This window comes from Actinotalea lenta (genome assembly GCF_030586465.1).
Classification (GTDB): Bacteria; Actinomycetota; Actinomycetes; order Actinomycetales; family Cellulomonadaceae; genus Actinotalea; species Actinotalea lenta.
The window spans coordinates 660,818-680,499 of record NZ_JAUQYP010000001.1; the positions used below are offsets into that span (position 1 = coordinate 660,818).

Sequence of the window (19,682 nt, forward strand, 5' to 3'; positions counted from 1 at the left end):
TGCGAGGGCGCACATGATCTGGTCAGAACAGTACGCGAGGGGGCTGACCCGTGACGGGAGGCGTGCGGGGCGTCCGCCGGGTCATGACGGTGCTCGGCCTTCCCTGAATGACAAGGACTCGTCGTCATCATCGGTGGTGTGGACGATGTGGACGGCGCGTCCCGATGCAGGTCACCCGGGGTGGGGTGGTGTGGACGGAGATGTCCGTGACCGTGGGGACCGAGCGCTGCCGCCGTGGACGACGGCTCGCAGGAATCGTGTTGTTCACCTGCTGTCCACGATCGCGCGGCCGCGCATACACATCTTCCAGGGCGTTGTCCACGGGGTTCCACAGGGATGTACACAGGTGGGGACAGTCGTCCCATGCCTGGCGACGAGGAATGTGGTCCCGCGGTCAGCCGCGAGCCTGCTGCTTGATGCGGCTGGTGAGCTCGGTGACCTGGTTGTAGATCGATCGGCGTTCCGCCATGAGCTCACGGATCTTCCGGTTCGCGTGCATGACGGTGGTGTGGTCACGACCGCCGAACTGCTGTCCGATCTTGGGCAGGCTCATGTCTGTGAGCTCTCGACACAGGTACATGGCGATCTGGCGGGCAGTGACCAGGACCCGGGACCTGGACTGGCCGCACAGGTCGTCGATCGAGAGGCTGTAGTAGTTCGCCGTCTGGGCGATGATCGCGGCCGCGGTGATCTCGGCGGTGTCCTGGTCGGTGATGAGGTCCTTGAGGACGATCTCGGCGAGCGCGAGGTCCACCTGCTGCCGGTTGAGGCTCGCGAACGCGGTCACCCGGATCAACGCGCCTTCGAGCTCACGGATGTTCGTGGAGATCTTCGAGGCGATGTACGAGAGCACGTCCGGCGGCGCGTGCAGGTTCGAGCTCGCGGCCTTCTTGCGAAGGATCGCGATCCGGGTCTCGAGGTCAGGTGGCTGGATGTCGGTGATCAGTCCCCACTCGAACCTCGAGCGCATCCGGTCCTCGAAGCCGTTCAGCTGCTTGGGCGCCACGTCCGACGTGATGACGACCTGCTTGTTGGCGTTGTGCAGGGTGTTGAAGGTGTGGAAGAACTCCTCCATCGTCTGTTCCTTGCCCTGCAGGAACTGGATGTCGTCGACGAGGAGGACGTCCACCTCGCGGTAACGGCGCTGGAACGCCCCGGCACGACCCTCGCCGATCGAGTTGATGAAGTCGTTGGTGAACTCCTCGGAGTTCACGTAGCGCACCCGGATGCCCGGGAACAGCGAGATCGCGTAGTGCCCGATCGCATGCAGGAGGTGGGTCTTCCCCAGGCCCGAGTCGCCGTAGATGAACAGCGGGTTGTAGGCCTTGGCGGGCGCCTCGGCCACTGCCACGGCCGCAGCGTGGGCGAACCGGTTGGAGGCGCCGATCACGAAGCTGTCGAACAGGTACTTCTCGTGCAGTCGGGCGGGCTCGGCCGCGCCTCGGCCGGCGGCGGGCTGTGCGGGCTCCGACGAGCGACCGATCGAACGTTCCCCGTAGGAACGGCCATCGGGTCGCTCGGGCGACTGCTCGGGCGGTGCGGGCACGGCGGGAGCGAGCTGGGGGTCGATGGCCGGAGCTCTCGAGGTCCCCGCGGCTGCAGGGTCGTCGAGCGCCGGATCCACGGTGACCGCAAAGCGTGCGTCGGCGCCCAGTGCCGAGGAGAGCGCGGACGTGAGCTCGGCGCGCACCCGGGTCTCGAGGTAGTCCTTGGTGAAGGCATTGCCCACGGCCACCAGAAGGGTGCCGTCCAGCAGGCCGAGCGGCTGGGCGAGCCGGACGAACGCGATCTGCTGATGCGTGGTGTCCGGAGCGTCGGCGAGCAGGTCGATGGTGCGTTCCCACAGGTCCGCAACCGGATCGTCCGTACCTGCCACCGGGAGTCCTCCGCGCTACGACTGTTCTCGCCCTGCCGCCGCCGCGTGTCACGACGACCCCGAGAGCCTGGCATCGTCGCAGGAGTCCACACAGTTGTCCACAGGCTGTGGGCTTGCGCGGGGTGCCGTGGAGACGCACCGCACAGCAGTGTGCAGCGCGGTATGCCTCCACCACTCCCCGGGCGTGCGGCGTGTCGCGCAACGATCGGATCGGGTTCTGTGGATCATAGAGGGTTGCACGCCCGTATGGGGACGGTCTGTCGTCCCCCGTCCAGGGGTTTGACCGCTGCGCCGTGCCCGCGTACCGTTGCACAGCCGTCTGGGACGGCTCCTGCTGTCGCGCCCGCGAGCACGTCGTGGAGCGATCGGGCTACTGAGCTTCCGCCACTTCCGGCGGTGACCATGGACTACTTGGAGCAGCTGTGTCGAAGCGCACCTTCCAGCCGAACAACCGGCGCCGGGCCAAGACCCACGGCTTCCGCCTGCGCATGAGGACCCGTGCGGGTCGCGCCATCCTCGCGGCGCGCCGCCGCAAGGGCCGCGCGGAGCTGTCCGCCTGAGTGTTGCCTGCTGCGCTGCGGATGCACAGGTCCGCTGACTTCAGCGAGACCGTGCGGCGTGGCGCCCGCGCCGGCCGGGGCACACTTGTGGTGCACGGCCGTATCGCGCCACGGTCGTCCGGCGTGCACGTCGGTTTCGTCGTCTCCAAGGCGGTCGGCAGTGCCGTGGTCCGCAACAAGGTGCGTCGCAGGTTGAGGGGTCTCGTGATGGAGCACATCGACACGGTGCCTGAGGGTGCCGACCTCGTGGTGCGTGCCCTTCCCCCAGCCGCCGCCGCCGACTATCGGAGCCTGTCCGTCGACTTCTCCTCAGCCCTGGTCGGCGCCGTCAGCCGCGCCCAGGCCCGCGCGGCGGGGCGACCGTGATGGCGCACCGGGTGCTCGGTTGGGTCGCCCGGATCCCACGGCTCCTGCTGATCGGGGCCGTGCGCTTCTACCAGCTCGTGATCTCTCCGTGGACCCCCCCCACCTGCCGCTACTACCCGAGCTGTTCGCGCTACGCGGTCGTGGCGCTAGAACGGCACGGGGCGCTGCGGGGTACCTGGCTCGCCGTCCGGCGCATCGGCCGCTGCCACCCGTGGGCCGCGGGCGGCGTGGATGACGTGCCGCCCGTGGGCCACTGGCGTGACGCCGGTGCCCCCTCGATCCCCTCCCGTGCCGGGCACGTCCACGCCCACCACGGGTAGCACCAAGAGCAGGAGCCCTACTCCATGGACTGGTTCGACAGAATCCTCTGGCCGATCAAGATCGTCGTCGCCTGGATCCTGGTCGGCTTCCACGCGTTCTTCGACTGGTTGGGGTTGCCCCCGACGAGCGGGGCGGCGTGGGCGCTGTCGATCGTGGGTCTGGTGGTGGTGATCCGGACCCTGCTGATCCCGCTGTTCGTGCGCCAGATCCGGGCGTCGCGCGGGCTTCAGCTCATCTCTCCTGAGCTTCAGGCGATCCAGAAGAAGTACAAGGGCAAGACAGACCCGGCCTCCCGTGAGGCGATGAGCCGGGAGACGATGGAGCTGTACCGCAAGCACGGCACGAACCCCTTCGCCTCGTGTCTGCCGATCATCGCCCAGTCGCCCATCTTCTTCGCGCTCTTCCGCGTGCTCTACAACCTGCCCGCCATCGCGGCCGGTACGTACGCGGGCGGCAGCGTGACGTCGATCGGTCCGATCACGCAGGACGTGGCGCGCCAGGCCACGAACGCGACGATGTTCGGTGCGCCGATCTCGTCGAGCTTCCTCAACCCGATCAGTGATGCCGTGACCGCGACACGAGTGGTGACGGTCGTGCTCATCGTGCTGATGTCGGTGACGACGTTCACGACGCAGCGGCAGCTGACGCAGAAGAACATGCCTGCGTCGGCTCTGCAGGGCCCGATGGCCCAGCAGCAGAAGATGCTGCTGTACGTCCTTCCCCTGATCTTCGCCGTGTCCGGCGTGAACTTCCCGATCGGCGTGCTGATCTACTGGACCACGACCAACCTGTGGTCGATGGGCCAGCAGTTCTACGTGATCAGGCGCAACCCGACCCCGGGCTCGGAGGCCGAGCGACAGCTCAAGGAGCGCCGAGCGCGCAAGGCCGCCGCGAAGGGCATGACGATCGAAGAGGCGGACCGTCCGCAGATCGAGGAGCGTCCTCGAGGTCAGCGCCAGCAGCCCAAGCGCAAGGACCGTCAGAAGGCCGCGTCGCGGGACGATGAAGGAACGTCGACCCCGAAGGCGGGTGGCTCCGGGAGTAGTGGCGCATCATCCGGGAGTAGTGGCGCATCAGGTGCGCGTGCCGCGTCCAGCCCGTCCGGCGGGAAGCAGGGCGGCTCAGCGAGAGCCGGTGCGGGTCCGAGGCCGCGCGGCAAGGCGGCGTCCGGGAGTGGCACGGACAGCTCTCCCGGGGAGAAGCAGCGGTCGTCCGGAGCGAAGCCGTCCGCCCAGCGCGGCGCTTCCGGCTCGGGTGGCGCGGACCGGGCGTCCGGTGCGAAGAAGCCTTCTCGGACCGGCGGCGGTGCGAAGAAGCCTCCTGGGACCGGCGCGCCGACCAAAAGGGCTTCGGGGGCGAGCTCCGGTGCGAAGAAGCCCACGGGCACGGGCAGCGGAGACGCGGGATCGGGTGCAGGATCGACGCCTGGTCGGCCAACGGACTCCCCCGCGAAGGCACGTCCCGCCCGACCCCGTCAGTCGCCGGACAGCTCCGGCAGCGACAAGTGACTCGCGGCATGCCGCAGCAGAAGGAGACAGCGATGAGCGACGACGTGTCGCGCACCGACGCGAAGCTCGACGAAGAGGGCGAGATCGCAGCGGACTACCTCGAGGAGTTCCTCGACATCACCGACCTCGACGGTGACATCGACATCGACGTGGACCACGGTCGTGCGTCGGTGGCGATCGTGGCCGACGGGGCGTCGGGTCGCGCGCTGCGGAGGCTGGTGGGACCCGGGGGTGAGGTTTTGGACGCGCTCCAGGAGCTCACTCGGCTGGCGGTGCAGGCGAAGACCGGAGACCGCTCGCGGCTGATGCTGGACGTCGCGGGGTTCCGTGCGCGCCGCCGGGCCGAGCTGGGCGAGGTGGCTCGGACGGCCATCGCTCAGGTGCGGGAGACGGGAGCCCCCGTCGCTCTGGAGCCGATGAACCCCTTCGAGCGGAAGGTCGTGCACGACGTGGTGGCCGAGGCTGGGCTCGTCAGTGACAGCGACGGGGTCGAGCCGGAGCGGCACGTGGTCGTGCGGCCTGCCTGATCCGGTCAGGGAAGGCCGGCATGAGGTCCGGCGTGTCGGGCGGCGACGGTTCCGGGAACGACAGCGGTGGCGTGATGGATCCTTGGTCGGGTGACCCCCGGGTCCAGGCGTATCTCGGCAGTGCGTTCGGGACGGTGCGGGAGTTCCGGGACCTGCTGGTCGCGCAGGGGGTCCGCCGCGGACTGATCGGTCCCCGTGAGGTGGACCGGCTGTGGGAGCGGCACCTGCTGAACTCGGCCGCGGTCGCTCCGCTGCTTCCTGCCGGGACTGTGATCGACGTGGGCTCCGGTGCCGGGCTGCCCGGCATCGTTCTCGCCGTGATGCGTCCGGACGTGCACCTGGTCCTGGTGGAGTCGATGCAGCGACGCGCCCTTTGGCTCGAGGAGATGGTGAAGACTCTGGGGCTCGAGACCGAGGTGGTCCGCGCCCGCGCCGAAGACCTGCACGGGTCGAGGCTCGTTGACGGAGTGACCGCGCGTGCCGTGGCGCGCCTGGATCAGTTGGCGGCCTGGTCTCTCCCGTTGGTGAAGCGGGGGGGCGTGCTGCTCGCGCTCAAGGGCGATCGAGCCAGCGAGGAGCTTGCCGAGGCGCGGGACGAGCTCCGTCGGCTCGGTGGCGACGAGGGCGAGGTCGTCGACGTCGGGACCGTGGAGGGCGTGGCGCCGACGCACGTCGTGCGGGTTCACGTGGTGTCGTCCGGTGCGCGTAGCGGGCAGGGCGCAGTGAGCGGGACGCGCAGGCGGAAGCCTCGGGGCCGACGGTAGGCCCGAGGGGTCGGCACGTACAGCACCCGCTGCTGGTCGCGATGGAGCGGCCGCGCATGTTTCACGTGGAACACGTCCGGGCGGGACCGAGGTTGGGCCGTCGGCGGAGGTCTCGTTTCACGTGAAACATCGCTGCGGCGGGTCGTGGGAACCGGCGTCCGCTGTCGAGCTGCGCAGTGAAGCTGTCAGCCTCTCTAGGACTCGCCGGGAGGGTGGCTGCCCCGCGTGTGTTTCACGTGAAACCGAGTCCCGCAGGCGATCCACCGAACGGTAGGCGCGGCGCACTCGGGGTCGTCGACGGGCGTGGTTCGAGTCGGGTACCCGGCGGGATGGCCCGTCCGGCGAGGTGGGTCGGCCGGTCCGGCGGGCGGGGAGGAGGGTCAGGGTGACGGTCGGCCGTCCTCGCGGGGTTCGGACGCGCAGGCGGAACCCGGTGCGGGATTGTGCGTCGCGGGGCGTGGCGTCGATGGATGCGAGCGGTACCGCGCGTTGGCTCGTCGATCGCCACACACCTGGCAGGATGGGTCGGACGCTAGGGAGGTGTTGTGGTCGAAGCGACCGGCGATGTTCCACGTGGAACATCTGACCCAGACGAGGCTCGTCGTGAAGCCCTGATCCAGAGCATCCCGCTCGTGGACGAGACCACTCCCCTCGCGGCCCAGATCGCGGCGGACGCGCGGCGCCGGATCGACCTCGCCGGCCGTCGCTTCCCGCGTCCCCCACACACGCGGGTGCTCACGATCGCCAACCAGAAGGGCGGGGTCGGCAAGACCAGCACAGCGGTCAACATGGCCGCAGCTCTCGCACAGGCCGGCCTCAACGTCCTCGTGATCGACAACGATCCGCAGGGCAACGCGTCGACCGCGCTCGGTGTGGAGCACCACAGCGGGACGCCGTCGATCTACGAGGTCCTCGTCGAAGATGCGCCCCTCGCCGAGGTCGTCCAGCCGGCGGCCCAGGTCCCACGCCTGTGGTGCGTTCCGGCGACCATCGACCTCTCGGGTGCCGAGATCGAGCTCGTCTCCTTGGTCGCCCGGGAGAACCGCCTGCGCAACGCAGTCGACGCCTACCTCGAGCACCAGGTCCGGGTCGGCGACGAACGGTTGGACTACGTGATCGTCGACTGCCCGCCCAGTCTCGGCCTGCTCACCGTGAACGCCTTTGTGGCGGCGCGTGAGGTGCTGATCCCGATCCAGTGCGAGTACTACGCCCTGGAGGGCCTCAGTCAGCTTCTCAAGAACGTCCAGCTCATCAAGAACCACCTCAACCCACAGCTGCACGTCTCCACGATCCTGCTCACGATGTACGACTCGCGCACCAACCTGGCGCACCAGGTGGCCGAGGAGGTTCGTGAGCACTTCCCCGGTCAGACGCTGCGCACGACGATCCCGCGCTCCGTTCGGATCTCGGAGGCTCCCAGCTACGGACAGACCGTGATGACGTACGATCCCGGCTCGAGCGGCGCGCTGGCCTACCTCGCTGCGGCTCGGGAGATGGCCGAGCGCGCGGTGGCGCGTGTGACGGAGACGGAGGGCTGATGGCCGAGAAGCGGCGTGGACTGGGCCGTGGACTGGGCGCCCTGATCCCGAGCTCGCCAGCGGGCGAGCGCCCGGTGGACGTGTTCTTCCCGGGCGCCCCCGCTGCGCGGGCCGACGTGGACCAGGCCGTGGCTACCGAGGACGACCCGGGTGCCGCGACCGGCCGTGCAGCCACGGGGAACGGTCATGCGGACTTTGCCGGACCTCGCTGGGTGGACGGTGACGGGCCGCACATCGGCCCGTCGAACGGCGCCGGTCGTCGGGACGGCGCCGACGCGCGCTCCGACGGCTCTGAGGACGACGCCCTGGTGCCGGTGCCGGGCGCGCAGTTCGCCGAGCTCCCGGTCGGTGCGGTCGTGCCCAACCCGCGTCAGCCGCGCACCGTCTTCGACGAAGATGCGCTGGACGAGCTGAGCCGCTCCATCGCGGAGATCGGGGTCCTGCAGCCGGTTGTCGTACGACGGGCGAACGGCGACGGCGCGGCGCCCTACGAGCTCATCATGGGTGAGCGGCGGTTGCGGGCGGCGCAGATCGCGGGGCTCGAGACGATCCCCGCGATCATCCGGGACACCGACGACTCGGACCTGCTCCGCGACGCTCTCCTGGAGAACCTCCACCGGGCGCAGCTCAACCCGCTCGAGGAGGCGGCGGCCTACCAGCAGCTCCTCGACGACTTCGGCTGCACCCACGACGAGCTCGCCCGGCGGATCCACCGGTCGCGGCCCCAGATCACCAACACGTTGCGGATGCTCAAGCTCCCCCCGCTCGTGCAGCGCCGGGTCGCCGCGGGTGTCCTGTCGGCCGGCCATGCCCGGGCCCTGCTGGGTCTTGCAGAGGCATCCGCGATGGAGCGGCTGGCCCAACGCATCGTCGCGGAGGGCCTCTCGGTGCGCGCCACGGAGGAGATCGTCGCCCTCGGTGGTGACGAGGACGCCCCGACGCCCAAGGCCCGCAGACCGCGGGCCGGGGGTCGCAACGCCGCCCTGGACGACCTGGCGTCCCGACTCTCGGACCGCTGGGACACCCGGGTCAAGGTCGCTCTCGGGCGAAACAAGGGTCGTCTGACCATCGAGTTCGCCTCCGTCCAGGACCTCAACCGGATCCTCGACCTGGTCTCACCCGATGACCACGGTCTGTTCGAGGACTAGGTCTACCAGGTCCAAGGCTGGTAATTCGGCCATCGGCGCGCGCCACGAGTGCGGTGGTCACGCACCGCCGCGTGGAACGACGAGCGTGGATCAGCTGACGTCGGGGCCCGGCTGGTCGACCGCGTCCTCGTCGTGCCTGCCCTCGACGCCGAACAGCTTGACGAGATCGGCCTCCTCGCTGACCACGGTGCCGAGACGCCTGACGCCTTCACGGATCCGCTCGGGTGTCGGATAGCAGTAGGACAGCCGCATGTACTCGGAGCCCTGACCGTCCGCGTAGAAGGCCGTTCCGGCGACGTAGGCCACCAGGGCGTGCACCGCGCGGGGCAGCATCGCGCGGGCATCGAGGCCGTACGGGAGCTTCACCCAGGTGTAGAATCCTCCCCCGGGAACGGTCCAGGTGGCCTCGGGCAGGTACTCCGCCAGCGCATCGAGCATGGCATCCCGCCGCTCGCGGTACACCTCGCGGAACGCCTTGATCTGGCCCTGCCAGTCGTGCTTGGCGAGGTAGCTCGAGATCGCCAGCTGGGAGGCGTTGGACGGGCACAGGATGGCCGACTCGCTCGCGAGCACGAGCTTCTCGCGGATCCCGGGCGGCGCCACGGCCCAACCCACCCGGTAGCCCGGCGCGAAGGTCTTGGAGAACGAGCCGAGGTAGACCACGCCCTCGTCGTCCATGGACCGCATCGCGGGCAGCGGGTCGCTCTCAAAGCCCAGCAGGCCGTACGGGTTGTCCTCCACGAGCAGCACGCCGTGCCGCCGCGCGATCTCGAGGATCCTCGGCCGACGTTCCAGGGACAGCGTCACGCCGGCGGGGTTGTGGAAGTTCGGCACCGTGTAGATGAGCTTGACCCGGCGGCCGGCGGAACGCAGCAGGGTGAGCGTCTCCTCGAGGGCCTCGGGGATGATCCCGGCGTCGTCGAGCGGGACGTGGTACACGTCGGCCTGGTAGGAGCGGAAGACGCCCAGCGCCCCGACGTAGGACGGCGCCTCAGCGACGACCACGTCACCCGCATCGACGAACATCCTGGTCACCAGGTCGAGCCCCTGCTGGGAACCGGTCGTGATCACGACGTCGTCGGGGTGGGCCGAGATCCCCTCCAGGCGCATGATGTCCAGGATCTGCTCCCGAAGCGTCTGGTCGCCCTGGCCGGAGCCGTACTGCAGCGCCGTGGTCCCGTGCCGCAGGACGAGTTCGTGAGCAGTCTCCGCGAGCGCTTGGAGCGGGAGTCCCTCGAGATAGGGCATCCCGCCGGCGAGGGAGACGACCTCGGGTCGGTTCGCCACGGCGAACAGCGCCCGGATCTCCGATGCTCGCATCCCGTGGGTGCGCGCGGCGTAGGAGCTGAGCCAGGGGTCGAGCGGCCGCACTCCGGGGGAGGCGGCGCTGCCGGTGGCAGGCGTCACCTGCCCGATCGGTGTGGTGCGGTCGTTGTCCATGTCGAGAGTCTGCCACGCGTCAGGCGCTGCCCCCGACCGACGCACGACCGTCCGGGCAGCTCGAGCGGTGCGGCCGTGGCCGAGACAAGGGCGCCACCATGCGAGACACGCAGGGCCCGGACCACGTGCCGTGGTCCGGGCCCGCAGGCGTGAGCGGTCAGCTCAGGACGGCCTCGATCTCCGTCGTGAGGGCGGGCTTGGGCCGTGCGCCGACGACCTGCTTGACCAGCTCGCCGCCGGAGTAGATGTTCAGCGTCGGGATGGCCGTGATGCCGTACCGGGCGGTCACCTGGGGGTTCTCGTCGGAGTTCAGCTTGGCGATCTTGATGCGCCCCGCGTACGTCTCCGAGAGCTCCTCGAGGATGGGCGCGACGGCGCGGCACGGGCCGCACCAGGGTGCCCAGAAGTCCACCAGGACGGGGACGTCGGCGCCGAGGACCTCTTTCTCGAAGGTCGCGTCGGTGACGGGGAAGGTGCTCACAGGGTCTCCTCGATGCTCTCGGGCAGGGTCTCAGGTGCGGGGGGTTCGGCCTGGCCCACGAGCTCGGCCAGGTGGTGCTGGGCGTCCAGGGCGGCGGCGCACCCGCTGCCCGCCGCCGTGATCGCCTGACGATACGTGTGGTCGACGAGGTCGCCGCAGGCGAAGACGCCCTCGATGTTCGTAGCGGTGCCACGTCGGCCGTCGCCGCCGACCAGCACGTATCCGGCGTCGTCCAGGTCGACCTGGCCGAGCAGCAGCTCGTTGCGCGGGATGTGGCCGATGGCGACGAAGACACCCGTCGCGTCCAGGTCGCGCTCGGCCCCGGTGACGGTGTCACGCAGCCGCACTCCCGTGACCTTGGAGTCGCCGTGGATCGCCACGACCTGAGAGTTCCAGGCGAACTCGATCTTCGGGTCGGCGAACGCGCGGTCCGCCATGATCTTGGAGGCGCGGAGCTCGTCGCGCCGGTGGACCATGGTCACCTTCGAGGCGAAGCGCGTGAGGAAGGTCGCCTCCTCCACTGCGGAGTCGCCTCCGCCCACGACGACGATCTCCTGGTTGCGGAAGAAGAACCCGTCACACGTGGCACACCAGGACACGCCGTGGCCGGACAACCGCTTCTCGTCCGCCAGGCCCAGCTCCCGGTACGCCGACCCCGTCGCGAGGATCACCGCGCGCGTCAGGAACGTCTGCCCGTTTCCGGTGACGACCGTCTTGATCGGGTCGGTCAGGCGCAGCTCCACCGCGTCGTCGTAGAGCACCTCGGCGCCGAACCGCTCCGCCTGCTTCTGCATCGTCTCCATGAGCTCGGGGCCCATGACACCCTCGACGAAGCCGGGGAAGTTCTCCACCTCCGTCGTGTTCATCAGGGCACCGCCGGCGGTGACCGCCCCGGCGACCACCACAGGCGCCAGACCGGCTCGGGCAGCGTAGATGGCCGCGGTGTATCCGGCCGGGCCGGACCCCACGATGACGACGTCGCGCACGTCCATGGCTCTTCCTTCGTTCGTGGCTGTTCTGCCAGGCCCAACCGATCCTAGGACGGTTCTGTTCCACGAGTCGGCCGGCTGGGCGGCGGACGCCGCATACCCCCGGGGGTAAGAGGTCTGCGCATAGGACGGTCCGTCCCGCCCAGGGCGCGGCGCTACTGGACCTGGACCTCGTGCAGCTCGACGCGGTTCTTCCCGTCGGCCGTCTGGGGCAGCGCGGTGAACCAGAGCACCAGGGACGAGGTCTTCACCGGTTTGTCGAACGTGAGCTCGGTGGTGGCGGACATCGGACCGGACGCCAGCACGGGGCCGTCCGTGGGCTTGTCCGCCGTGGTCGCCCGGACCTCGACGTTCCCACCCGTGGACGACATGATCAGCGTCACCTTGGAGACCGTCGCCTCCTCCTTCAGCTGGATCGCGAAGCCGATCCCCTTCTTCATCCCGTAGGTGGGCGAGACGTAGGTACGCGAGTACCACATCGTGCTCGGATCCCCGTCGATGGCGCGGTCCACCAGCTCCGGGTGCTCGTTGTTGTTCCCGTCCGGCGGCGGGTCCACCTGCTGTGCCGAGGCGATCACGGGCGCCACCGGTGTCGGCGTCGGGGACGCCGACGGGCTGCTCGTCTCGGAGGTGCTCGTCTCGGAGGTGCTCGGCGTGGGCGTTGACGTCTGCGTGGGGGTCTGCGAAAGGTCCACGAATCCGTCGGTGGAACCGGTCAGGGAGGGCGCCGGCCGGGTCAGTGACTGCCACGCGAGCACCACGCCCATGACGACGGCGACGGCCACCATGAGGAGCACGAGCGGAGTGGGGTTGAACTTCTTGCGTACCAGGACGTCCGCCGAGTGCTCGAGGATCTCGTCGAAGCCGTGGTGCTCCTCCTCGGGTGCCCCCGGTGCCGGGGACGGCGGCTCCTCGGCCTCCGGGAGTGCGTCCGCTGCCGCGAACCACGCTGGTGTGGTGCGGGTACCGCCACCCGCCGCCCCGGCGCCCGGCTCACCGCCGGGCTCCGGGAGCCTCTCGGGCCTGGGCTCGCCGGGCTCGGTGTCCTGCGCGGCAGGAGCCGCGGAGGACTCGTCGCTGGGTTCCTGGGGGGCCATGTCGCTCCCGTCGGGGTCGGCCGGAGTCGACGTGGCGGCCGCGCTCGCTGCGGCCGTGGAGATCCGAGGGTCCGGGCGCCTGATCGCCGGGGGGATGGCGGGTGGCGGTGTGCCGGGCGGGGACGGGGCTGTCGCTGGCACGTCCCAGACGGACTGGCGGGCCACGGTGCGCGTGGTCTGCACGGCGGCCGCGACCGCCGCGACGGTCTCGGGTGCAAGGCCTTCGACCGCGGTGTCCTGCTCGCCGCCTGCACGTGGCGGATGCGCGGGACCGGGCGTCACGGCCCCCCACGGTTCGAGCTCCCGCACGAGCTCCGCGGGGCTGTGCGGGCCGTCCTCGTGCGGCCCCAACGTCACGGTGCACAAGGTGTCCAGGTCGTTCGGTACGCCCGGGGCGATCTCGGCCGGCGCGATGGGACGTCCGGACAGCAGGGGTGCCGCTGGGACCCCATGCCTCGCGGCCCCGTCCGTGGACGGCCAGCGACCCGTCAGCGCAAGGTAGAGCAGCGACACCAGCCCGACCGTGTCGGCCCGGGTGGTCGAGCGCGCGTCGCCCAAGCCGTGCTCACCCAGCTCACCGTCGACCGCGAGGCCGGACACCACCACACCGCCCGAGGACGTCACGTGGATCGCCGAAGGGCGCAGTGCGAGGTGGTGCACGCCGCGCCGCCGCGCCACCTCGAGCGCGACCGCGGCCTCCCCGATGATCGCGCGGGCCTGGTCGGCCTGGAGCGGACCGTGTGCCGTGAGCTGGCGGAGGTCGCGACCGGGGATCTTCGCGGTGACGACATAGGCCATGCCGTCGTGATCGCCCACATCGAGCACCCGTAGCAGTCGCGGGTCGGTGACCAGCGCCGCGCGCCGCGCCGCGTCCTGGGCCTCGTGGACACGGCCCGAGCGCAGGAGCAGCGCGCGCACCGTGCGGTCCAGGATCTGGTCGTGCGCCGTCCAGCACTCCGCACCGGGTAGGTCGCACGGCGCAGGATGGTCGAGCCGGTACCGGCCCGCCAGGACCGTGCCCTGACCGATCTCGACCTCCACCCCGCCCCCTCCCGTGTGCTGCCGCGCCGCGCGCGCCTGAACCGCCCCCATGCTACGGCGCAGCAGGGCGAGCGCCGGTCGGTAGACCGCGACGAGCTCGCCCACGCCCAGGACGTGCAGCGTCCCGGCGTACACGGCGAGCATCACGACACCGACCAGGAGGCACACGCCGAACGCCGGACCGGCCCCCGACTCCGCCAGGTTCCCGAACCGCAGGCTGAGCGGCCATCCCACGACCACCGATGTGCCCATGGCGGCCAGGGCCTTCGTTGCGACGACGACCGTGTCCCGCGACCCCACCGAGCCGATCCGTCGGGCGACCGTCACGCCACCCCACACGGCTCCCAGCACGTACGACACGGCGATCGACGCACTCGCCGCGGCCACCCACCCGGTGGGCGGCAGCAGCTGCCGGCCCAGGATCGTCCCGGCGGCGACCACGCCCGCCATCGCCACCTGGATCCAGAAGAGGCCGCGGGCGTCCTCGTACGCGTAGTGCACGCGTTGCGCCAACGACCACAGCCCCAGCGCCGGGAGCCCCACGCTCAGGGCCACGACGATCGGAGGGAGCGTCGCAGCGACCGTCGGCGTGTTCGCCCAGAACATCACGCGCGTCGCCGGCAGGGCGAGCACGGACACCACGGCTGCGGCGAGCACCGTCAACACCGTGATGAGCCGGATCCCGGTGTCCACGTCCGCGCGCACGTGCGCGCTGTCACCCATGGCGGCGTGTCCGGACATCCGGGTGAACAAGGCCGTGAGGAGCGAGACGGTGATCAACGAGTGCGGCAGCATGACGACCAGGGCGGCCAGGGTGTAGGCGTTGTTCCCCGCGACCTGAGGCAGCTGCAGCGCACCTGCCGTGTTCGCCACCTTGGTGACCACGAGGACGCCGACCTGCCCGGCCGCCAGAGCCGCGAACGTCCAGGCTGCGACGCGCGCGGCGGTCCCCAGCCCAGCTCCCCGCCAGTCCCGGCGGGGACGGAAGGTGATCCCGATCCGGCGCAGCGGTCGGATCAGGACCAGCGCCTGCACCACGATCCCGAGCGTCGCGGACCCGGCCACCAGGAGGACCGGCCCGGCCGTCCAGGAGGTCGGGTCGGCGAGCGTGCCGTCCGCGCGGTAGCGGCCGAAGACAGCGATGAACGTGGCGAAGCCCGCGATCGACACCACGTTGTTCGCCACCGGGGCCCACATGTACGGGCCGAAGCTTCCGCGCGCGTTGAGCAGCTGTCCCAGCAGCGTGTACAGCCCGTAGAAGAACATCTGCGGGATGCACCACCAGGCGAACACCTCGGTCAGGTGCAGCGCTGTCGGCTCCTCGACCCCGCCGAAGAGTCGGATGACTGCAGGCGCCGCCAGGGTCATCAGCACCGTGATCGCTGCCAGCAGCCCGAGTGCCACGGTCAGCAGCCGGTCGGCGTACTCCTGCCCCCGGCCCGCGTGGTAGGCACGAACGATCTGCGGCACCAGGATGGCGTTGACCACCCCGCCCGCGACCAGCATGTACAGGATGTTCGGGAGCACGTTCGCGAACTGGAACTGGTTGCCGATCAGACTGTTCTGGCCGATCGCGGTGACCAGCAGCGAGGCCCGCAGGAATCCCAGGACGCGGGACACCGCCGTCCCGGTGACCATCACGGTGGTGGATCGGCCGAGGCCTGCCCTCACCGGGCGTCCTCCGGCGCCGGAGGTGCTGCCGCCGGGTCGGGTTCGGGGACGGCGTCCGCGTCCGAGGGACTCCCGTCGGGGGTGAGGCCGGCCGCGCGACGCCTGCCGCGGCCGCGCCGAATGGTCCGCACCAGGCCGAGGACCAGTCCGATCGCGAGCAGCACGCCGACGACTGCGGTCCCGATGGTCTCCCACTCGGCCCGCACCCGGACGGTCACCACGGTCGAGTCGTCCAGCAGGACGCCGTCGGGGGTACGCAGCTCCACCGCGGCCCTGACGTCGGCGGTCTGCACTCCGTGCACGGGGATCTGCACCGTGGCCTCCCCGTTCGCGGGGACCTCGACGCGGACCGCCTGGCGCGCCACGAGGCGCGCGTCGGACGGTCGGAGGCGCACGTCCACCGTGACCGGCTGGGCCAAGGCGTTGGCCACCCGCAGGGGCACCTCGCCGGAGCTCGCGAGCAGGTTCACGGCGTCGCTCTTCGGCACGGTCACCGCACCGGCGAGGGTCGCCGTGCGCGCCTCGGCGGCGGCCACCAGGGCCTCCCGGCCGGCCGGGTCGGACCGCCAGGCCAGCGATGTGGGGGCGAGACGCTCTGCCTCCACGTCACCCAGGAGCCGGCTCGGGTCGGGGACGATCGCGGCGAGCGCCTGACGGCGGTCCAGGGTGCTGCTCATCCGGGACAGCAGGGTGCCCGGGACCTCCCCGGTGGCGGTCGACCGGTCCGGGAGCGTGCCGCGGTCGGCGCTCGGCTGGACGTCGGCGAGCGCGGACAGCGGCGCGAGCTGCACCCATGGCGTGTCGGCGAGCGCGGCGAGCTGTGCGCGAGCGACATCGACCTCAGGGTCCCAGTCGCGCGGCGTCACCACGAGCATGGTCCGGCTGTCCGCTGGGCGCTCCCGGGTGATCACCGCGAGCTCCGCCAGCATGTCGGCCACGGCCGTGGCGGCCGTCACGTGGGTGTCGGATCCGAGCACGAGGCCTGTCGTCAGGGCTCTGGACAGGCGGGCATCGGGGATCAGGACGTGGGCGTCGCCGCGCGCGGTCGCGACGTCCGCGCGTCCGGAAGGTGTGTAGGTGAGGAACGGCGGGTAGGGCATCTGGCCGGGGCCGACGACCAGCGACTGGTCGTGAGCGGCCGCCCAGCCGGCGGTCGCGAGGTCCGGCAGTGCGTCCCCGGGGAGCAGGAGGTCGGTGCCACCGGGCAGGCCGAGGTCCGCAGCGGTGCTGCGCGAGCGTCGCTCCGCCGCATCGAGCAGCGTCGTCGCGCCGTCGTGAACCAGCGCGGCGACGTCGGCGTCGGCCCACGGCAGCAGCGCCACCTCCCGTCCGGTCGCGTCGCTCAGGACGTCCTGTCCCCATGCCGGGGCTGCACCCTGCGCTGCCGGTGGAGCGGGTCCTACCGAGCTCCCGGCGGACGGGGTGGCCGAGGCGGCGCCGCTCGGGCTCGCCGACGGGCCCGGTGTCACCTCGATCTCGCTGGGTGCAGGCGATCCTCGTGCCGCGACCTGGAGCAGCCACGGATCCAGGGCCCAGGACACGTCGGGCTGGTCGGCCGTGGCCGCGAGCACGTCGCTCAGTCGCCCCCCGGGGGCGGTGAGATCGGCCACCCGGGCGTCGGCCTGAGGTCCGGGCGCGGGCCCGGTGATCGGCACGAGGACGCTCACCACCGTCGGGCCGACCTGGTCCCGCGGGAACCACACCGTGAAGGTCCGCGCGACGCCCAGGCGGATCCGCGTCGGGTCCGCGGCGTCGACGACCTCGACCCCCACGCCCCGGGCACCCCAGTCGAAAGCCCGGTGCGGCAGGGTCACGCTCGCGGCGGGCACCGTGAGCGTCGCGCTCGCCGACTGCCCGGGGGCCAGAGGTTGGTCGAGGTCCTGGATGAGGACCGTGGAGCCCAGGTCGCCGTAGAACCCGTCCTGGCGCCACAGGTCGAGCGAGCTGCGGCTGATGAAGCCGCGCGATCGCAGGTGCACCAGCACCCGCGGCTGCTGGACCACCGTGCCGCCCTCGTTGGTGACCTGCACCCCGAGCGTCAGGTCGTCCCCCGGGCGCAGCACCGTCGGGTCGATCGACGTCACCGCCACCGCGACCTCCGACGGCGCGTCCGTCCCGCTCGGGACTGTCGCCCGTGCGGGGAGTGCGGCGGGAGGCGCGAGCAGCGTGGCCAGAGCGAGCAGGGCGGTGGCCAGGGCTGCCGCCGCCCCCCCTGCGCGTCGACGCGGAGTGGTCACGTCGGGCCGGCGAGCGCGGCGCGTGCGGCCTCCGCCAGCCGCCTCTCGTTGGGGTAGGAGAGTCTGCTCCGCAGCTCGGCCAGGGGAACCCAGGCCACGTCCTCGGCCTCACCGTCCGGGTCGCCCGCGACCGTCAGCCGACCTCCCACGGCCTCGAGCAGGAAGTGGTGGACGACCTTGTGCACGCGGCGGTCGTCGCCGGTGAACCAGTAGTCGATGCTCCCCAGCCGCTGGATGACGACGCCGGTGATGCCGGTCTCCTCGGCGATCTCCCGGACCGCGGCCTCCTCAGGGGTCTCGGAGCCCTCCAGGTGTCCCTTGGGCAGGCACCACTCGAGGCGGCCGGCACGGTTGCGCCGCGCGATCACCGCGGCCCGACGCCCGTCGTCCACGACCAGGCCGCCCGCGGACGTCTCCTCCACGACGGGGAGCCGCGACACGCGTACCGTGGTCCGCCGCTCGATGTGCAGCCGATGCCCCCCGGGCGGCGGGGGGACCCGGTCGCCGGAGTGGGCTGCGCTGGACATGTCGACACTGTAACGAGCGATGCCCCGCAGGTCGGCCCGGGGCCCGCGGGTCTGGCACGCTGGTGTGCCGTGCCTGACCACCGTCCCACACCAGTCCCGTCGCCCGAGCTGCTCGCGCTGCAGCGCCGCGCGGCCGACGTGCTCACCTCGCTGGCCCCCGAGGCGCTCGAGCTCGGCGCCGCCTTCGAGGCGGCGGGCCACGAGCTCGCGCTGGTCGGCGGACCGGTCCGGGACGCCTTCCTGGGTCGCGCGTCCACCGACCTGGACTTCGCCACCTCCGCCCCTCCGCAGGAGACCGAGCGGCTGCTCGCCGCCTGGGGTGACGCGCACTGGGACATCGGCAAGGAGTTCGGGACCATCGGCGCGCGGCGGTTCGCGCGGCCGGGTGCGCAGGGCCGTCCGGCACGCAGTGACGTCGTCGTCGAGGTCACGACGTACCGCAGCGACGAGTACGACCCTGCTTCGCGCAAGCCCGTCGTGGCGTTCGGCCACACGCTCGAAGGTGACCTGTCCCGCCGCGACTTCACCGTCAACGCTCTCGCGGTGCGCGTGCCGTCGCTGGTCTTCGTGGATCCGTTCGGCGGGCTGGCCGACCTCGCCGCCGGGCTGCTGCGCACGCCGGTGGGCGCGCAGCAGTCCTTCGACGACGACCCGTTGCGGATGATGCGTGCCGCCCGGTTCACCGCACAGCTCGGCATGCGGCTGCACCCCGACGTCGGCGAGGCGATGGTCGCGATGGTCGACCGCATCTCGATCGTGTCGGCGGAGCGGGTGCGCGACGAGCTGGTCAAGCTGATGCTCACGCCGGATCCCCGGCCGGGCCTGGAGGTCCTGGTGGACACCGGCCTGGCGGACCGGGTCCTTCCCGAGCTGCCGGCACTGCGCCTGGAGATCGACGAGCACCACCGCCACAAGGACGTCTACCAGCACTCCCTGACCGTGCTCACGCAGGCGATCGCGATGGAGACCGGCCCGGACGGTCCTGTTCCCGGGCCGGACCTGGTGCTGCGCCTCGCGGCGCTCCTGCACGACATCGGCAAGCCCGCGACGCGGCGCTTCGAGCCCGGCGGCGGGGTCAGCTTCCACCACCACGAGATGGCGGGCGCCAAGCTGGTGGCCAAGCGCCTGCGGGCGCTGCGCTTCGACAAGGAGACCGTGCAGGCGGTGGCCCGTCTCACCGAGCTGCATCTGCGGTTCCACGGCTACGGCGAGCAGGCGTGGACGGACTCAGCGGTGCGGCGCTACGTCACGGACGCGGGGCCGTTGCTCGAGCGTCTGCACCGGCTGACCCGGTCCGACTGCACCACGCGCAACCGCCGCAAGGCGGAGCGGTTGTCCTTCGCGTACGACGACCTCGAGGCCCGGATCGCCGAGCTGCGCGAGCAGGAGGAGCTCGCCGCCATCCGGCCGGACCTGGACGGGCAGCAGATCATGGCGATCCTGGGCATCCCACCGGGTCCCGTGGTCGGCGAGGCGTACCGCTTCCTGCTCGACCTGCGGATGGAGCGCGGACCGCAGGACCCCGAGGAAGCCGAGCGGGCCCTGCGGGAGTGGTGGTCCCGGCACGGCAGCGGCGGGTCCTGACGGTCCC

Annotated in this window: 16 protein-coding genes; 9 read left to right on the plus strand and 7 right to left on the minus strand. The window is 71.3% G+C overall.

Features of this window, described 5'->3' with window-relative positions; all coding sequences use genetic code 11:
- Window positions 1–394: 394 nt before the first annotated feature.
- Window positions 395–1,876: a chromosomal replication initiator protein DnaA gene (gene dnaA, locus Q6348_RS03090; RefSeq protein ID WP_304599867.1), complete on the minus strand. Its 1,482-nt coding sequence runs from the start codon at window positions 1,874–1,876 to the stop codon at window positions 395–397.
- 422 nt (window positions 1,877–2,298) lie between these two features.
- Here dnaA and rpmH point away from each other — a divergent pair, with 422 nt between their 5' ends.
- The 8 genes from rpmH (at window position 2,299) to Q6348_RS03130 (ending at window position 8,608) form a co-directional block, all read left to right on the plus strand.
- Window positions 2,299–2,436 (plus strand): 50S ribosomal protein L34, encoded by a 138-nt coding sequence (gene rpmH, locus Q6348_RS03095; protein ID WP_010849920.1) that lies wholly within the window; start codon window positions 2,299–2,301, stop codon window positions 2,434–2,436.
- The gene (gene rnpA / locus Q6348_RS03100) at window positions 2,437–2,802 is read left to right on the plus strand and encodes a ribonuclease P protein component (RefSeq protein WP_304599868.1); all 366 of its coding nucleotides are present in this window, start codon (window positions 2,437–2,439) and stop codon (window positions 2,800–2,802) included.
- Window positions 2,802–3,122: a membrane protein insertion efficiency factor YidD gene (gene yidD / locus Q6348_RS03105; protein ID WP_304601893.1), complete on the plus strand. Its 321-nt coding sequence runs from the start codon at window positions 2,802–2,804 to the stop codon at window positions 3,120–3,122. Before rnpA ends, yidD begins: the two co-directional genes overlap by 1 nt.
- A gap of 24 nt (window positions 3,123–3,146) precedes the next feature.
- The gene (gene yidC, locus Q6348_RS15675; protein ID WP_350339635.1) at window positions 3,147–4,631 is read left to right on the plus strand and encodes a membrane protein insertase YidC; all 1,485 of its coding nucleotides are present in this window, start codon (window positions 3,147–3,149) and stop codon (window positions 4,629–4,631) included.
- Window positions 4,632–4,663: 32 nt separating this feature from the next.
- The gene (locus tag Q6348_RS03115; RefSeq protein WP_304599869.1) at window positions 4,664–5,158 is read left to right on the plus strand and encodes a Jag family protein; all 495 of its coding nucleotides are present in this window, start codon (window positions 4,664–4,666) and stop codon (window positions 5,156–5,158) included.
- 20 nt (window positions 5,159–5,178) lie between these two features.
- Window positions 5,179–5,922 (plus strand): 16S rRNA (guanine(527)-N(7))-methyltransferase RsmG, encoded by a 744-nt coding sequence (gene rsmG / locus Q6348_RS03120; RefSeq protein WP_304599870.1) that lies wholly within the window; start codon window positions 5,179–5,181, stop codon window positions 5,920–5,922.
- Window positions 5,923–6,554: 632 nt separating this feature from the next.
- Complete coding sequence (locus Q6348_RS03125; RefSeq protein WP_304599871.1) at window positions 6,555–7,460, plus strand: ParA family protein; 906 nt, start codon at window positions 6,555–6,557, stop codon at window positions 7,458–7,460.
- Window positions 7,460–8,608: a ParB/RepB/Spo0J family partition protein gene (locus tag Q6348_RS03130; protein ID WP_304599872.1), complete on the plus strand. Its 1,149-nt coding sequence runs from the start codon at window positions 7,460–7,462 to the stop codon at window positions 8,606–8,608. The genes Q6348_RS03125 and Q6348_RS03130 overlap by 1 nt, the downstream gene beginning before the upstream one ends.
- Before the next feature lie 90 nt (window positions 8,609–8,698).
- On the opposite strand, the gene Q6348_RS03135 is transcribed toward Q6348_RS03130, so the two are convergent.
- The 6 genes from Q6348_RS03135 to Q6348_RS03160 form a co-directional block, all read right to left on the minus strand.
- On the minus strand, window positions 8,699–10,048 hold the full coding sequence (locus Q6348_RS03135; RefSeq protein WP_304599873.1) for an aminotransferase-like domain-containing protein: 1,350 nt from the start codon (window positions 10,046–10,048) through the stop codon (window positions 8,699–8,701).
- A gap of 157 nt (window positions 10,049–10,205) precedes the next feature.
- Complete coding sequence (gene trxA / locus Q6348_RS03140; protein ID WP_304599874.1) at window positions 10,206–10,529, minus strand: thioredoxin; 324 nt, start codon at window positions 10,527–10,529, stop codon at window positions 10,206–10,208.
- Window positions 10,526–11,521: a thioredoxin-disulfide reductase gene (gene trxB, locus Q6348_RS03145; RefSeq protein WP_304599875.1), complete on the minus strand. Its 996-nt coding sequence runs from the start codon at window positions 11,519–11,521 to the stop codon at window positions 10,526–10,528. The genes trxA and trxB overlap by 4 nt, the downstream gene beginning before the upstream one ends.
- Window positions 11,522–11,673: 152 nt before the next feature.
- Window positions 11,674–15,327 carry a murein biosynthesis integral membrane protein MurJ gene (locus Q6348_RS03150; protein WP_304599876.1) on the minus strand — a complete coding sequence of 1,218 codons (3,654 nt, stop codon included), beginning with the start codon at window positions 15,325–15,327 and terminating at the stop codon, window positions 11,674–11,676.
- On the minus strand, window positions 15,324–17,564 hold the full coding sequence (locus Q6348_RS03155; protein ID WP_304599877.1) for a DUF6049 family protein: 2,241 nt from the start codon (window positions 17,562–17,564) through the stop codon (window positions 15,324–15,326). Before Q6348_RS03155 ends, Q6348_RS03150 begins: the two co-directional genes overlap by 4 nt.
- Complete coding sequence (locus tag Q6348_RS03160) at window positions 17,561–18,091, minus strand: NUDIX hydrolase (protein ID WP_304599878.1); 531 nt, start codon at window positions 18,089–18,091, stop codon at window positions 17,561–17,563. The genes Q6348_RS03155 and Q6348_RS03160 overlap by 4 nt, the downstream gene beginning before the upstream one ends.
- A 69-nt stretch (window positions 18,092–18,160) precedes the next feature.
- On the opposite strand from Q6348_RS03160, the gene Q6348_RS03165 reads away from it, so the two are divergent.
- A complete protein-coding gene (locus Q6348_RS03165; RefSeq protein ID WP_304599879.1) occupies window positions 18,161–19,675 on the plus strand; it encodes a CCA tRNA nucleotidyltransferase in 1,515 nt (504 codons plus the stop codon).
- The last annotated feature ends 7 nt before the right edge of the window (window positions 19,676–19,682 follow it).

Excerpts from the sequence above, each read along its gene's own strand:
- yidD (WP_304601893.1), top strand. The coding sequence starts at position 2,802 with ATGGCGCACCGGGTGCTCGGTTGGGTCGCCCGGATCCCACGGCTCCTG.
- yidC (WP_350339635.1), top strand. The coding sequence starts at position 3,147 with ATGGACTGGTTCGACAGAATCCTCTGGCCGATCAAGATCGTCGTCGCC.
- Q6348_RS03115 (WP_304599869.1), top strand. The coding sequence starts at position 4,664 with ATGAGCGACGACGTGTCGCGCACCGACGCGAAGCTCGACGAAGAGGGC.
- rsmG (WP_304599870.1), top strand. The coding sequence starts at position 5,179 with ATGAGGTCCGGCGTGTCGGGCGGCGACGGTTCCGGGAACGACAGCGGT.
- Q6348_RS03130 (WP_304599872.1), top strand. The coding sequence starts at position 7,460 with ATGGCCGAGAAGCGGCGTGGACTGGGCCGTGGACTGGGCGCCCTGATC.
- Q6348_RS03135 (WP_304599873.1), bottom strand. The coding sequence starts at position 10,048 with ATGGACAACGACCGCACCACACCGATCGGGCAGGTGACGCCTGCCACC.
- trxB (WP_304599875.1), bottom strand. The coding sequence starts at position 11,521 with ATGGACGTGCGCGACGTCGTCATCGTGGGGTCCGGCCCGGCCGGATAC.
- Q6348_RS03160 (WP_304599878.1), bottom strand. The coding sequence starts at position 18,091 with ATGTCCAGCGCAGCCCACTCCGGCGACCGGGTCCCCCCGCCGCCCGGG.